General features: G+C 49.8%; 13 protein-coding genes. 4 read left to right on the top strand and 9 right to left on the bottom strand.

The genetic code is table 11. The features are described 5' to 3' along the window. Positions 1-3 precede the first annotated feature (3 nt). Positions 4-267 carry a cell division topological specificity factor MinE gene (gene minE / locus C9J01_RS12735; RefSeq protein WP_107298536.1) on the top strand — a complete coding sequence of 88 codons (264 nt, stop codon included), beginning with the start codon at positions 4-6 and terminating at the stop codon, positions 265-267. Between the two features lie 70 nt (positions 268-337). Here minE and rnd read toward each other — a convergent pair whose 3' ends face one another. From rnd to C9J01_RS12700, 7 genes are all read right to left on the bottom strand, one after another. Then, entirely contained in the window at positions 338-1,456 is a 1,119-nt protein-coding gene (rnd, locus tag C9J01_RS12730) for a ribonuclease D (RefSeq protein WP_107298678.1), read from the bottom strand. Positions 1,457-1,520: 64 nt separating this feature from the next. Next, entirely contained in the window at positions 1,521-3,206 is a 1,686-nt protein-coding gene (gene fadD, locus C9J01_RS12725) for a long-chain-fatty-acid--CoA ligase FadD (RefSeq protein ID WP_107298535.1), read from the bottom strand. Positions 3,207-3,316: 110 nt separating this feature from the next. Further along, a complete protein-coding gene (locus tag C9J01_RS12720; protein WP_107298534.1) occupies positions 3,317-4,231 on the bottom strand; it encodes an alpha/beta fold hydrolase in 915 nt (304 codons plus the stop codon). A 6-nt stretch (positions 4,232-4,237) separates the two neighbouring features. Further along, positions 4,238-4,792, bottom strand: a complete 555-nt coding sequence (locus tag C9J01_RS12715) for a Slp family lipoprotein (RefSeq protein ID WP_107298533.1) — start codon at positions 4,790-4,792, stop codon at positions 4,238-4,240. A 66-nt stretch (positions 4,793-4,858) separates the two neighbouring features. Then, entirely contained in the window at positions 4,859-5,140 is a 282-nt protein-coding gene (locus C9J01_RS12710; RefSeq protein WP_107298532.1) for a hypothetical protein, read from the bottom strand. Between the two features lie 77 nt (positions 5,141-5,217). Beyond that, entirely contained in the window at positions 5,218-5,919 is a 702-nt protein-coding gene (tsaB, locus tag C9J01_RS12705) for a tRNA (adenosine(37)-N6)-threonylcarbamoyltransferase complex dimerization subunit type 1 TsaB (RefSeq protein ID WP_107298531.1), read from the bottom strand. Beyond that, positions 5,920-7,878 (bottom strand): DNA repair helicase YoaA, encoded by a 1,959-nt coding sequence (locus C9J01_RS12700; protein WP_107298530.1) that lies wholly within the window; start codon positions 7,876-7,878, stop codon positions 5,920-5,922. Positions 7,879-8,125: 247 nt separating this feature from the next. Here C9J01_RS12700 and purU point away from each other — a divergent pair, with 247 nt between their 5' ends. Beyond that, the gene (purU, locus tag C9J01_RS12695; RefSeq protein ID WP_107298529.1) at positions 8,126-8,959 is read left to right on the top strand and encodes a formyltetrahydrofolate deformylase; all 834 of its coding nucleotides are present in this window, start codon (positions 8,126-8,128) and stop codon (positions 8,957-8,959) included. Positions 8,960-9,133: 174 nt separating this feature from the next. Here purU and C9J01_RS12690 read toward each other — a convergent pair whose 3' ends face one another. Then, positions 9,134-9,724 (bottom strand): VOC family protein, encoded by a 591-nt coding sequence (locus tag C9J01_RS12690; protein ID WP_107298528.1) that lies wholly within the window; start codon positions 9,722-9,724, stop codon positions 9,134-9,136. Positions 9,725-10,148: 424 nt separating this feature from the next. Between C9J01_RS12690 and argS the strand changes: the two genes are divergently transcribed. Together argS and C9J01_RS12675 are read left to right on the top strand one after the other, a co-directional pair. Next, complete coding sequence (gene argS, locus C9J01_RS12680; protein WP_107298526.1) at positions 10,149-11,879, top strand: arginine--tRNA ligase; 1,731 nt, start codon at positions 10,149-10,151, stop codon at positions 11,877-11,879. Between the two features lie 161 nt (positions 11,880-12,040). Further along, positions 12,041-13,060 (top strand): GGDEF domain-containing protein, encoded by a 1,020-nt coding sequence (locus C9J01_RS12675; protein ID WP_107298525.1) that lies wholly within the window; start codon positions 12,041-12,043, stop codon positions 13,058-13,060. 28 nt (positions 13,061-13,088) lie between these two features. Here C9J01_RS12675 and C9J01_RS12670 read toward each other — a convergent pair whose 3' ends face one another. Then, entirely contained in the window at positions 13,089-13,694 is a 606-nt protein-coding gene (locus C9J01_RS12670; protein WP_107298524.1) for a DUF924 family protein, read from the bottom strand. Positions 13,695-13,796 lie beyond the last annotated feature (102 nt).

Raw genomic sequence — 13,796 nt, 5'->3', positions numbered from 1 at the left:
ACGATGGCATTGTTAGAATTCTTCCGCCCCAAGAGACCAACGACTGCCAGTGTAGCCAAAGAGCGCCTGCAAATTATCGTTGCTGAACGCCGCTCTGCCGATCAGGGTGCACCTAGCTACTTACCGCAGTTGAAGCAGGATATTCTGGATGTGATCCGCAAATACGTTGAGATCAGCCCAGATCAGGTTACCGTTAACCTCGACCAGAAAGAAGAAGATCTTTCTGTTCTGGAGCTCAACGTCACCCTGCCAGACGAAGAGAAATAATCTGGGTCAGTTGCAAAAAAGCCCCGCTCAATAATATTGAGCGGGGCTTTTCTTTTACCGCTTACTTATTCTATTTAAGCAGCGGTAACACTTTGTCTTCAAACAATGGCTTGCGCCATGTTTTGAGCATATCTGGCATTTGTTCCGTTGAGCGTTCTTTTTTCCACGCCCATGAAATCAACTGATTGATTTGCTTCTTTGAAGCCAAGAATTCGGACATCAGGCCAGTTTCCTGCTCAACCGCGGTTACCACATCTTTGATGTGTTTTACTTTCTGCTTATAGCCTGGCAAATCCACAAGGCGGGTGATTTTCTCAGGGTACTGTTCTTCTGGCATGTCATCGACATCATGAACCATTTTCAGCAGTCGGTTAGCGTGGCGCTGAATTTCCATGTTATCGAAGCCTTCTTTGGCCATCACAGCCTTGGATTTAATACCGTAACGGGCCAACTTCCACAGATGCAGTTCTTTGACAATAAAGTTAAGGGCCAAGTCACGCTTACGCGCTTCCAGTACCCGCCATTTGGCCACTTTTTGTAACACTGCCAGTTGCTTCGGGTTTAGCTGCCAAGCATTTTTAATATCCAGATAGGCTTTTTCCGGATCCAAGGTCTTCACTCGCTTGAGCATTAGGCCTGCACATTCCTGCGCCAAAGCTTCCTGCCAACCCTTGGCTTCAACCAACGGCATCAGTTTCTGGTATAGCGGTAGCAGGTAGTAAACATCGGCGGCAGCATAATCGAGCTGACGATCGGTTAGCGGGCGCGCCAACCAATTTGTTCGTGCTTCACCTTTATCCAACTCGACTCCCAAGAAGTCTTTGACCAAAGTACCAAAGCCAGCAGAGACCCCATAACCAAGGAACGAAGCCATCACCTGGGTATCAATCATTGGTACTGGCAGGCAACCAGCGTAGTACTGGAACACTTCCAGATCTTCGCCACAAGCATGCAGGACTTTGATCACCGACTGATCGCGCAGCAACTCCCACAATGGTTCTAGGTCGTCGATAGCCAGCGGGTCAATCAGTGCCAGAGACTCGCCATCAAACAGCTGGATCAAACCCAGCTTAGGATAAAGGGTCCGGGTTCTGACAAACTCGGTATCCAGCATGACTGCCGATTGACGACGTGCCTGCTGGCACACCGTTTCCAACCGCGTACGGCTGGTGATCATTTCAAAATTCACAGTTATCTCACCAATAAAATGCCGGCTTGATGCCGGCATTTTTAATCTTTAATTGAGGATCCGATTACGCATCCTGAGTTTGCTGATTGGATTCTTCACGCAAAGCACGGCGGAGGATCTTACCGACATTGGTCTTTGGCAGTTCATCACGGAACTCAACAATCTTAGGGATCTTATAACCGGTCAGGTGCTCACGGCAGTGCTCTAGCAACTCTTCGCGAGTCAGGCTGGCATCACGCTTAACGACGCATACCTTCACGACCTCACCAGAGATTTCATGCGGTTCACCAATAGCCGCAACTTCCAGCACTTTGCTATTAAGGGCAACCACATCTTCGATTTCATTCGGGTAAACATTGAAGCCCGATACCAAGATCATGTCTTTCTTACGATCGACAATGTGCAGGAAACCTTCGTCATCAAAGCGGACAATATCACCGGTCGATAGCCAACCGTCTTCGGTCAGGACTTCTTTACTCGCTTCCGGGCGCTGCCAGTAACCCTGCATTACCTGCGGACCACGAACCTGTAGTTCACCGGTCTGATCGTTACCCAGCACCTGGCCTTCGTCGTCAACAATACGCACATCGGTCGATGGGACTGGCAAACCGATAGAACCATTATAGTCTGTTAGATCATAAGGGTAAGCAGCAACCAATGGCGAACACTCGGTCAGGCCATAGCCTTCCAGCAAGTAGTTGCCGGTAATTTGCTTCCACTTGTCAGCGACAGCACGCTGGACAGCCATACCACCACCTACTGATAGGCGCAGCTCACTGAAGTCGATTTCATGGAAGTCTTCATTGTTAACCAACGCATTGAACAAGGTATTTACCCCTGTAATTGCGGTAAATGGGTAACGCTGCAACTCTTTGACAAATGTCGGGATATCACGTGGGTTGGTGATCAACAGGTTACGGCCCCCCATTTCAATGAACAGCAAGCAGTTCACGGTCAGGGCAAAGACGTGGTAAAGCGGCAATGCGGTTACAATCAGCTCACGGCCCTCGGTCAATACCGGGCCATAGGCACCTTTTGCCTGCATCACGTTCGCTAGCATGTTGCGGTGGCTAAGAATCGCACCCTTAGCAACCCCAGTTGTCCCGCCAGTGTACTGCAGGAATGCCGTATCTTCACCAGACATAAATGGTTTCACATATTGCATACGGCGACCTTTACGTAGCGCCATACGCATTGATGTGGCATGAGGAAGGTGATACTTAGGCACCATCTTCTTAATGTATTTCACCACAAAGTTAACCAGAGTGCCTTTCGGGCGTGATAGCTGGTCACCAAGGCTGGTCAGCACTACGTGTTGAACACTGGTGTTTTTAACGATGCTTTCTAGGGTGTGGGCGAAGTTAGAAACAATGACGATCGCCTTGGCACCAGAGTCATTCAACTGGTGTTCTAGCTCACGTGGAGTATAAAGTGGGTTAACATTCACCACCACACAGCCGGCACGCAGAATACCAAACAAAGCAATCGGGTACTGAAGCAGGTTAGGCATCATCACCGCAACGCGATCACCTTTCTTCAACTTCAGTTCATTTTGCAGGTAGGCAGCAAAAGCACGGCTTCGCTCTTCCAGCTTGCGGAAGGTCATAACCTGACCCATGTTGATAAACGCTGTCTGATCAGCATACTTCTGTACTGACTGTTCAAACATTTCAACCAACGACGGATACTGGTCCGGGTTGATCTCAGCCGGTACATCTTCCGGATAGCGGTTAAGCCAAACCTTATCCACTTTGCACTCTCCTTATTGATTTTGGCATGATGCCTATCTGTGCTAACGGGTATTTAAAACATGTGTTTACACCACAATTACAGCACAATTAACATACAAGTAACACTGGCCTATTGGGCCAATGCATTAAATTTTGAACTAAACGACACTATCTCTTCTGCCACCCTTACAGGGCTCTGAAGATGGCAATGATGGCCACCAGCGACTACTACTTGTTCTAGGTGCTGCCATCCTGAAGATGCTGGTTGTTCCAACTTCAACGCCTGATAGCCAGTTTGCCCGACAATAGACAATACCGGACAGTTAACCGCTGCAATCAAAGCCTCGGCATGATCAGGCGACATCCGATAAAGCGAATCGCACCGCAGGCGGTTGTCGTGGCGCCAATAACAACGTCCATCTTGCTGGTACACAGCACGCTCTACTAGCGGCTGAATTTGCTCAGGTAATACGCCATTAACCGCGCAGCGCAAATCCACAGCCTGCTGAAGTGTCGCCATTGACCGACTCTGGCGCTGCTGCGCCCTAGCACGATAACGCTGGCGGCTTTGGATTCCCTTTCGCAACCTATCTACTGTATTTAGCGTCGCTTCTGATAGCGGAGCAAGACCTTCTATGAGGTTGAGCGCCAACACTTTATCGCTAAAGGCAGCCGCATAACAGACTGAAATTATTGCTCCCATTGAATGACCGACAAGTGTCACTCTTGGTTGATCTAATAAATCAACCAACTGTGCGAGGTCATCAACATAATCGATAAAATGGTAGAAGTTATCAGCTGCCCTTGGTGCCGATAGCCCATGGCCGGGCCAATCGATCGCAATAATATGGAAATGCTCAGCAAGCGGACCAAACAAAGGGGCAAAGCTGGCAGCATTATCCTGCCAACCATGCAACATAAGCATCACTGGCTTTTGTGATAAAACACCACTTAACAGGGGCTTGTCGACGATGGGATGCCCGACAGGAAATGAGGCAAGCCCGGACAACCGCTGTTCAGACAGCTGAAATTCAATCGGAAACATGATTATTTACTTGGTCACCCGTTCCCTGACTTCGGCCCGGGAAAAACCTTTATTAATAAGGCTTGGTGAACAATGCAGACCGATACAACTTCTGTAGCGGTCAAAATCATCAATCCAAACCTCTTGCTTCACTTGCCACAGCTGTGTTCCCGAAGCGGCAACCACAGGGAACCGGTAGTTGTATTCACCGACCTTGCCGTACTCCTCGCCATCGACATGGCCCGCGACAGAAATCAACCGACCAGGATGATACTCTATTGGCTCAAGGAATCCGTCGACATAAGCAACAAACCGTTGCTGGGTACTGTTTCCCAACTTGGGCTTACCATCACTGCCTATCGGCATAGCAACGATCTCCAAACGGGTTTTCTGCTCACCATTATCGATTGCAGCAATCACGCCCCCGAGACGAATAGCCTGCCCTAGATCCTGACCGGTAGGATCACTCAATGCCATCACATCGGTGATCGGATTATCGCTGTCGGTCATCAGGCTCTCAGGCACCGCGGCGCAGCCTATCATAGTCGCAGCAAGCAACCCAACGATTAGCTTCCTAAACATAGCTAACTCCATTGTAAATGATGAATATCCGCGCAATTCCCCGAGATTCAGGCAACTAACCGCGCTTTAAACATATACATCGACCCCAACCAACATCGAGAGTTCATCACGCTTTTGCTGGTGCATTACACCCAAATAGCTCTCCAATGCCTGGCGATTTTTTCCCTCAGGTTGATCGTACTGAATATGGGAGTGTGCTGCATTGAGCACTTCAGGATCACGAACAGATTGGGCGACAGCTTTAGCGACGGGAGTGGGCTCACTGGCATCCTGAACGGAAGCGCGGGATATTTTCGTCTTCGACGGGGTTTGGGGGATGGTGACGGGGAGGCGCTGAATAGAAACCATAGGAAACGTCCAGTATCCAAATAATTGCCGAGCATGCTAATACAATAGTATGCATACACGGCAATGAGGCAAGTGTATTATTCGCGGCCTGGCAGTTTTTTCCAGGTTACGGTATCGCGAAGGTACACAGGGCTTGCTTCTTCGGCTGCAACAGCCTCGCCACGTGCGAATGCATATTTGGCCAAATGCACCATATCGGCTGAATCAGGGTACAACACTGAACCTGATACTGTTTCGATTGGTAATTGTGCCAATGCCTCAGCATAGCTTTCCCAACCTGTACCCGCCGTTAACCACTGGCCCTCGCTCGGCGGTAGTTGCGTGATCAACATCTCAGGCTTGATAACCAGTTCGCTACCCTGCAATGCCCAGTCACCATCTGCTTGGCGACGGTATTGGCCCCAGTAGATTTCATTCATACGGGCATCAATGGCTGCCATCACCTGCTCTGCCTGATGCTGGCGGTATGACCCCTGAGCCATAGCCGCTAGTGTTGAAACACCCACCATTGGCAGATCTGCACCAAAAGCCAAGCCCTGTGCGATACCAATACCGATACGCACACCGGTAAAGCTACCCGGACCACGACCAAATGCCAGTGCATCTAGTTGGTTGAGCTTCAAGCCAGCTTGTGCCAATACGCTATCGACCATCGGCAATACTTTGGTGGTGTGCTCACGCGGGGCGTATTCACAGTGAGAAATCACCTCATCGCCCACCAGCAGGGCAACGGAACAGTTTTCAGTAGCAGTGTCTACTGCAAGGATTTTGTTGCTCATTCAAGCCTCTGAATGCTGTTCTTCGGGAGCGGCAGACTCTTGCGGGCCATTCACCGAAGATAAAAATTGCCCGACACCAATCACATCCCGGGTTCGCGGGATAGGTGGCAGGCTGTTAAGAAATACAGCGCCATAAGGGCGCGTAACTAAACGGTTGTCACAGATCACCAGAACACCTTTGTCCTGCTTGTCGCGGATCAGTCGGCCAACACCCTGCTTGAGGGTGATCACCGCATCCGGGATCTGTACTTGCGCAAAAGGATCACCACCGCGTAAACGGCAATCCTCGATGCGCGCTTTCAGCAGCGGGTCATCCGGTGCTGTAAAGGGTAATTTGTCGATGATAACACAGCTTAAGGCCTGTCCTCTAACATCCACCCCTTCCCAAAACGCACCGGTGGCTATCAATAAGGCATTACCTCGTTCGAGATATTCCGCCAGCAATTTTTTCTTGGTTGTCTCACCTTGCACCAACACCGGCAAATCGAGCTTAGCCCGGAACCCTTCAGCCAAGTCACGTACCATCTGGTGCGAGGTACACAGGAAGAAACAGCGTCCGTCATTATCTTCAATAACAGGCGCAAGCATCTCCACTAGCCTGTCAGCAATACCAAAGCTATTGGGCTCAGGTAAAAAACGGGGAACACAAAGCAATGCTTGCTGCTGGTAATCAAACGGGCTTTCCAGCGAAAACTGCTGTTTGGGTTTGAGCCCCAATCGATCGCTGAAATGACTGAAGTCATCATTGACGGCTAGGGTCGCTGAGGTAAATATCCACGCCCCGCCTTGCTGTTCCATCTGCTCATGAAACTTGTCGGCAACCGATAATGGTGTGATATGCAAGCTGAAATGACGCGGGGTACATTCATACCAATAGGAGTAACCGGTAATACTTGTATCGCAAACTCGATCTAATCTTGCCTTGATAAGCGTTGCCCGTTCAAAGGCCGTATCCAACAATTGGCTCCGCCCCAGTGCCAACTTCAGCACTTCATGGGTCAGATCCAAGGCATCACTCAAGCGAGTGATTTCTCGCTGAATCGTCGGGCTGGCAATGGCTTCCCGCCAGTTACCACGAAATCCCGGCTCTCCTAGCACAATGCGCATATCGGCTGCCGCCTGATGCAATCTGTCAGCCGTTTTTTGCAGCTGACGCATATCCTTAGCTTCCGTGCGGTAACCAATTTCGACATCTTTGGCTAACTCTTGGATCTGGCGGCTGGTTAGGCTTTGGCCAAAATATTGGCTGGCAATATCCGGCATCTGGTGGGCTTCATCAAAAATGAACACCTCAGCCTCCGGGATAAGCTCACCAAACCCGGTTTCCTTGATAGCCTGATCAGCCAGAAACAAATGGTGGTTGACCACCACGACATCTGCTTCCATCGCCCTGCGTCGGGCCTTGACCACAAAACACTCTTCATAAGACGGGCACTCGCGACCGAGACAGTTGTCATTAGTCGAGGTGATCATCGGGATCACTGGGCTATCTTCAGCAATGTCTTCACAATCGCCAAGATCCCCGCTTTTGGTCGACGACGACCAGCTCCTGACCTGAACCAACTGGCTAAGTAGTTTCGGATCGGTATGGACACCATGGCTTTCGGTAATCTGGCGGCTCAGGCGGTCAAGGCACAGATAGTTGGAGCGCCCCTTAAGCAGGGATACCCGCCCGGTGAAACCAAGGGCATCAGCCATCAACGGCAAATCACGGTGGAAGAGCTGCTCTTGCAGGTTCTTGGAACCGGTCGAGATAATGGTTTTCTTGCCACTAACAAGGGCCGGCACCAGATAAGCAAAGGTCTTGCCGGTCCCGGTTCCTGCCTCGACGACAAGTTGGGTCTCGGATTTAATGGCATCAGCCACGGCTTCTGCCATATCAATTTGCGGTTGGCGGGCCTGGAACCCGGGAATGGCTTTATCCAGCGCACCACCGGAGGCAAAAAACTTGGCTATCATAGACTTTTGAGTCTCTAGGGTTTCAACTATTGGGCTTTAGAATAACGGACTTAGGACATTGCCGTCGGTTGACCGGTCATTATGCCAATATTCCCAGCTAGCAGCCATGATTTATTCCCGTTCAAAATTTAGCCTTTGACCCTGAAAGCAATCCAAGGTAAATACTATTAAACCGGATTACACAAATGCCTGATTTTTACGCCAAGATGTAAACCGATTTGAAAATAGTAGTTCAAGGAAGAGCACCATGGAAAAGAAAACCCTGCTGACAGACTGCCCGGATGCAATGGGATTAATCAGCAAAATCACCAACATCTGTTACAAGCACCAACTCAATATTGTCCACAACAACGAATTTGTCGATCATTCCCACAGCCAGTTCTTCATGCGAACCGAGCTTGAGGGTTATTTCAATGACGAGACCTTCCTGTATGATTTGGACCGTGCACTTCCCGAAGGCAGCCACCGCCGCCTGATCAGTTCCGATCGCAAGCGCGTTGTGATTATGGTGACCAAAGAAGCCCATTGTTTGGGGGACATCTTGGTTAAGACATTTGACGGTACACTGGATATCGAGATTGCTGCCATTGTTGGTAACTACGACCACCTTGCGGATCTCGCTACCAAATTTGACATTCCCTTCCACCACATCAGCCATGAGGGCATTAGCCGTGACGAGCATGAAGCCCTATTGCTTGAAGCCGTTCAGCAATACAACCCAGATTATGTGGTGCTGGCCAAATATATGCGGATTTTAACGCCGAACTTTGTTGCCCAGTTCCCTCATAAAATCATCAATATCCACCACAGCTTCCTACCTGCGTTTATTGGTGCCAAGCCTTACCAGCAAGCCTTTGAGCGCGGGGTGAAAATCATCGGTGCCACAGCCCACTTTGTCACTAACGATCTTGATGAGGGCCCGATCATTACCCAGAACGTGATTCCGGTTGACCATAACTTCAGTGCCGTGGATATGGCGCGGGCGGGGAAAGATGTCGAAAAGTCAGTACTCAGCAAAGCGCTGGGACTGGTAATTGACGACCGGGTGTTTGTCTACGGCAACCGGACTGTGATTTTGTAATCAGCATCAACACTAGGCGCCAAGCAGCAGGGCAAATTATCAAAAACGCATAAAGACATCCATGTCGCTCCGACCCGCCGTCCTTGGCGGGTAGGTTTTGCTAATTCACCCTGCTACTCGCGCAGAACCAGTACCGCATGTTCGATCAGTTCAATGAGGGAGTAAGGTCTTTTTTTACTCGGCTTCACTCTCAATAACGTCCTTCAACGAATGCGGATGCAGTTTGATACACACACCGTCATGCTTGAAAGCATAGGTTGGGTTCGACAGACGCTCTTTTTCACCCGACGGGCTGCTGGCTTTGGCCTTGATGCCCTTATCAGCCAATGCACCCCACTGCCCTGCTAATTGCGGGAAAGCCTCATCAAGCGTGACTTTCAATGCCTCGGTATCGGCTGCTTTTGATGGGATAACAAACTCAACGTGTTCCCACCCCTCCTGCGGGTAGGCTTTGTCTCCCGGGTAAGGCAACTCCAGCGCCTCAATCTGCCATGGGCCACAGCTTAGCGGCTTGTCAAAGCCAATCACCACAATCGGGCGACCATTGATTTCGTTGGTTGACCATTCTTTGCCATAAGCCAACCACGCTTGGTGCAATTGTTCCGCTGTTTCCCAATCATTGACCCGCAAGGCGATGTGATCAGCCTGGTAACCGGCAAGCGATAGGCCCAACTGTTCGGCAAGGCGTTCAATTTTCGCCATAAAGGCTGGCAACTCGGCCAACATTTGCTCGGGTAACAGGCCCTTTTGTTCAAGCTTGTGCATCTCTTTTCTCCGATTATTCACGCTGAGCGATTGAACGCATAATTATCCATAGTTTTCGTCTTGACAACAGCCCTTTCAGCATCGGCAAAGCCCTTGTGCTTGCTAGACTCCTGCATAATTTTCACCCCACTATGATTATTTAAAAAAAATCGCAATCTATTGCCTTTACGGCTTGCCAAAGCACCTAAATTTGTGGGTATTATTAGGGCAATGCAACCAGCGTATTCAAGATGTTTCCCCTCTACCCACTCCTGAGGCGGCCCCGTCAAAAATACTCACGTTATTAAATTATCACTTGGTGCTATCTTTATAGGCCAATGGTCGTGATTATTTTTGACGGTCATATCCCTTGAATACGGTGCCGTTTTTGCCTCGCCAATGTGCATTATCATTTGGCGTTCCAAACGATTTAAAGGATAAGCGTGTGAACATTCAAGCACTCATTAATGACAAAGTCTCTCAGGCGCTAGAAGCCGCAGGCGCACCTGCCGGCAGCCCTGCTGCAGTTCGCCAGTCTGCGAAAGCGCAATTTGGTGATTACCAAGCCAACGGTGTTATGGGCGTAGCCAAAAAACTGGGTACTAACCCTCGCGAGTTCGCACAGAAAGTTATCGACCAGCTAGACCTTGACGGTATCGCTGAAAAAGTTGAAATCGCCGGCCCTGGCTTTATCAATATCTTCCTAAGCAAAACCTGGCTTGCCGAGCAAGCTGAGAGCGCACTGAAAGATGCACGTCTAGGTGTAGCGCAGGAAGAGCAGCAAACTATCGTTGTTGACTACTCTGCACCAAACGTTGCCAAAGAAATGCACGTTGGTCACCTGCGTTCAACCATCATTGGTGATGCCGTTGTCCGTACTCTTGAGCACCTAGGTCACAAAGTGATCCGTGCTAACCACATCGGTGACTGGGGTACCCAGTTCGGTATGCTTATCGCTAACCTTGAGCGTGTACAGAAAGAGTCTGGCGAAGTATCAATGGAGCTTTCTGATCTGGAAGCTTTCTACCGCGAATCTAAAAAGCTATACGACGAAGACGCAGACTTCGCAGAGCGTGCACGTAACTACGTTGTTAAGCTGCAGGGCGGTGACGAGTACTGCGCTGAAATGTGGAAGAAGCTGGTTGACGTTACGATGATCCAAAACCAGCGTAATTACGACCGCCTGAACGTATCACTAAGCCGTGATGACGTAATGGGTGAGTCAATGTACAACGACATGTTGCCAGGCATCGTAGCTGACCTGAAAGAAAAAGGCCTAGCTGTTGAAGATGACGGCGCTCAGGTAGTTTTCCTTGAGGAGTACAAGAACAAAGACGGCGAGCCTATGGGTGTTATCATCCAGAAGCGCGACGGCGGCTTCCTGTACACCACGACTGACATCGCTTGTGCCAAATACCGTTACGAGCAGCTTGGTGCTGACCGCGTTCTTTACTTCATCGACTCCCGCCAGCACCAGCACCTGATGCAGGCATGGACTATCGTTCGCAAAGCGGGCTACGTACCTGAAGAAGTCAGCCTAGAGCACCACGCATTCGGTATGATGCTGGGCAAAGACGGTCGTCCGTTCAAGACCCGTGCCGGTGGTACTGTTCGCCTAGCTGATCTTCTGGATGAAGCAGAAGAGCGTGCAGCGAAACTAATCGAAGAGAAAAACCCAGAGCTAGATGCCGCTGAGAAAGCGAACATCGCTAACACAGTAGCAATGGCAGCAGTTAAGTACGCGGATCTTTCTAAGCACCGTACCACTGACTACATCTTCGATTGGGACAACATGCTAGCGTTCGAAGGTAACACTGCCCCTTACATGCAGTACGCTTACACCCGTGTTGCTTCAATCTTCAAGCGCGCTGACGTTGAGCTTGCTGATCTGACTCACCCAGTTGTGATCAACGAAGAGAAAGAGCAGGCACTACTTTCTAAACTGCTACAGTTCGAAGAAGCAGTACAGACTGTTGCCCGTGAAGGCCACCCTCACGTGATGTGTTCTTACCTATTCGAACTAGCAGGTAACTTCTCAAGCTTCTACGAAGCGTGTCCAATCCTGAACGCAGAAGAAGAAGTGAAGCAGAGCCGTCTGAAGCTGGCACTACTGACAGCTAAGACCATCAAGCAGGGCCTAGACCTTCTTGGTATCGAAACGCTTGAGCGCATGTAATAAAACGCTGACATAATTCGATAAACCTCTAATAATCCAAAGCCTTCTAAGGTATCCTTAGAAGGCTTTTTTATTTCCTAAAGCAATACACCAACCTAAAACCAACACGTTCAGCAATAAAAACAACTGGTGTAGATGACCTCTAAGAATGGATGTTAGGTATGAATAACGACAGCTTTGCGAAATCAACGGAGCTATTGAAACAAACCGTTCCTCTGATGATTAAGCACAAGGTACCCACGACCCCTACCAACTATGCCCTGTGGTATACCTATAGCTCTCAACAAAACCCCCAGCTCAATATGGCTCTCGATAGCGGTATTGCTTCAATCGGCCACTGCACACCGACCCTTTGCGAAAGCATCTATCAAGACCACCTTGCCAGCCAGACCAGTAATGATGTCAAACAGCTTAAGCTGAGCCTTACGGCTATGATGCAGGAGTTGTCCCACAGTATGGCTGACACCCTGTCAGACACCAATAGTTTCCACAATGCGCTGGAAACAACTTTTGGTCGCCTTGAGCAAGTTGGCAAAGAGGGGATCTCACTGGAAGAGACCATTGGTCTGGTCCGTGAGTTGATCCGCGAGTCGCAGCAAATGCGCCAGTCAACCGGCTTGTTCAAAGGGCAACTGGATTCAGCCCAACAGGAGATCCAAACCTTGCGTGCTGCGCTGAATAAAAGCCAGCAGCAGGCTAATGAGGATGCCCTGACCAAGCTCTACAACCGGCGAGCCTTCGATCAGGACATACAGAGCTATCTCGATAACCAGATCCCAACTAGCCTGATCCTGTTGGATATAGACCACTTCAAGAATTTCAACGATGAGTTCGGGCATCTACTGGGAGATCAGGTATTGAAGATGGTGGCGAAAAGGCTGACCGAGTGCTGCCGCGACTATGCCAAGGCCTACCGCTTTGGTGGGGAAGAATTTGCCGTACTATTGCCGCATAAATCACTGCCATCGGCCCGCCAGCAAGCAGAAACAATGCGTAAATCCATTGAGAAGATCTCTGTACTGGACAAGAAATCTGGCCAACGGATCAATTCAGTCACTGCTTCATTCGGCATTAGCGCCTCTGAGCCAGCAGAGCACAGTGAAAAGCTGATAGAACGAGCCGATCATTTTCTCAGCCAAGCCAAGCAACTCGGGCGAAACCGCGTTTTACCTATTTCCTAGCCACGACAGCCTTCACTGTGTTGTTACCTTACTGGCCGAAACGCTGACCGCCGCCATGAAGCCATTCTAGTTCTTCTTGGGTCGATAGCCGACCGAAAGCAGCGTTGCGGTGGGGAAAGCGGCCAAAGCGTTTCACGACATCATGATGACTGACAGCATATTGGTAGAAACTATCAAACGTATCGATATGCGTCGGCGTCACAACCTGACGCAAGCGATCAAAACGGAAGACTGCCTCTTCCTGATCTTCAATCGCTTCTGAATGTTCTAGGGGTAAATAGAAAAAGACCCGCTCGATAGGTGTCAGCTGCAAGTCTTGGTTCTTCGCTAACCCTCGCTTACATAATGCCAAAGCCAGTGAGTCATAGCGGAATGCGGCACTAAGGCCTCGGTAAATATTGCGGGTAAATTGATCCAGTAAAATAATCAGCGCCAAAGTACCTTTCGGCTCTTTTGTCCAATGGCTCAGCTCCCCTGCCCCGGCTTGGCTCACTAAGTGGCGAAAACGTTGTGCAATCAGTTGATCGGTTTCTTCCCCGCCTCGGAACCATAGTTTATTACGATCAGTGACCGTTACCTCTTCACCTATCTCGCCGAACCAAAAATCCAGCACCTCTTGATATTGAGCCACCATGTATCACTCCCACATCGATCTTCGTCACGTTACCGCTAAATCCACAAAGCGGCCAATCCAATACCACTGCCTGATCACAACCCAATCAACCATACATTGCTG

The organism is Photobacterium rosenbergii (genome assembly GCF_003026455.1).
Classification (GTDB): Bacteria; Pseudomonadota; Gammaproteobacteria; order Enterobacterales; family Vibrionaceae; genus Photobacterium; species Photobacterium rosenbergii.
This window is presented reverse-complemented; position numbering and strand designations above follow the sequence as displayed.

Excerpts from the sequence above, each read along its gene's own strand:
- C9J01_RS12715 (WP_107298533.1), bottom strand. The coding sequence starts at position 4,792 with ATGTTTAGGAAGCTAATCGTTGGGTTGCTTGCTGCGACTATGATAGGC.
- C9J01_RS12670 (WP_107298524.1), bottom strand. The coding sequence starts at position 13,694 with ATGGTGGCTCAATATCAAGAGGTGCTGGATTTTTGGTTCGGCGAGATA.
- C9J01_RS12675 (WP_107298525.1), top strand. The coding sequence starts at position 12,041 with ATGAATAACGACAGCTTTGCGAAATCAACGGAGCTATTGAAACAAACC.
- C9J01_RS12710 (WP_107298532.1), bottom strand. The coding sequence starts at position 5,140 with ATGGTTTCTATTCAGCGCCTCCCCGTCACCATCCCCCAAACCCCGTCG.
- purU (WP_107298529.1), top strand. The coding sequence starts at position 8,126 with ATGGAAAAGAAAACCCTGCTGACAGACTGCCCGGATGCAATGGGATTA.
- C9J01_RS12690 (WP_107298528.1), bottom strand. The coding sequence starts at position 9,724 with ATGCACAAGCTTGAACAAAAGGGCCTGTTACCCGAGCAAATGTTGGCC.
- C9J01_RS12700 (WP_107298530.1), bottom strand. The coding sequence starts at position 7,878 with ATGATAGCCAAGTTTTTTGCCTCCGGTGGTGCGCTGGATAAAGCCATT.
- minE (WP_107298536.1), top strand. The coding sequence starts at position 4 with ATGGCATTGTTAGAATTCTTCCGCCCCAAGAGACCAACGACTGCCAGT.
- tsaB (WP_107298531.1), bottom strand. The coding sequence starts at position 5,919 with ATGAGCAACAAAATCCTTGCAGTAGACACTGCTACTGAAAACTGTTCC.
- C9J01_RS12720 (WP_107298534.1), bottom strand. The coding sequence starts at position 4,231 with ATGTTTCCGATTGAATTTCAGCTGTCTGAACAGCGGTTGTCCGGGCTT.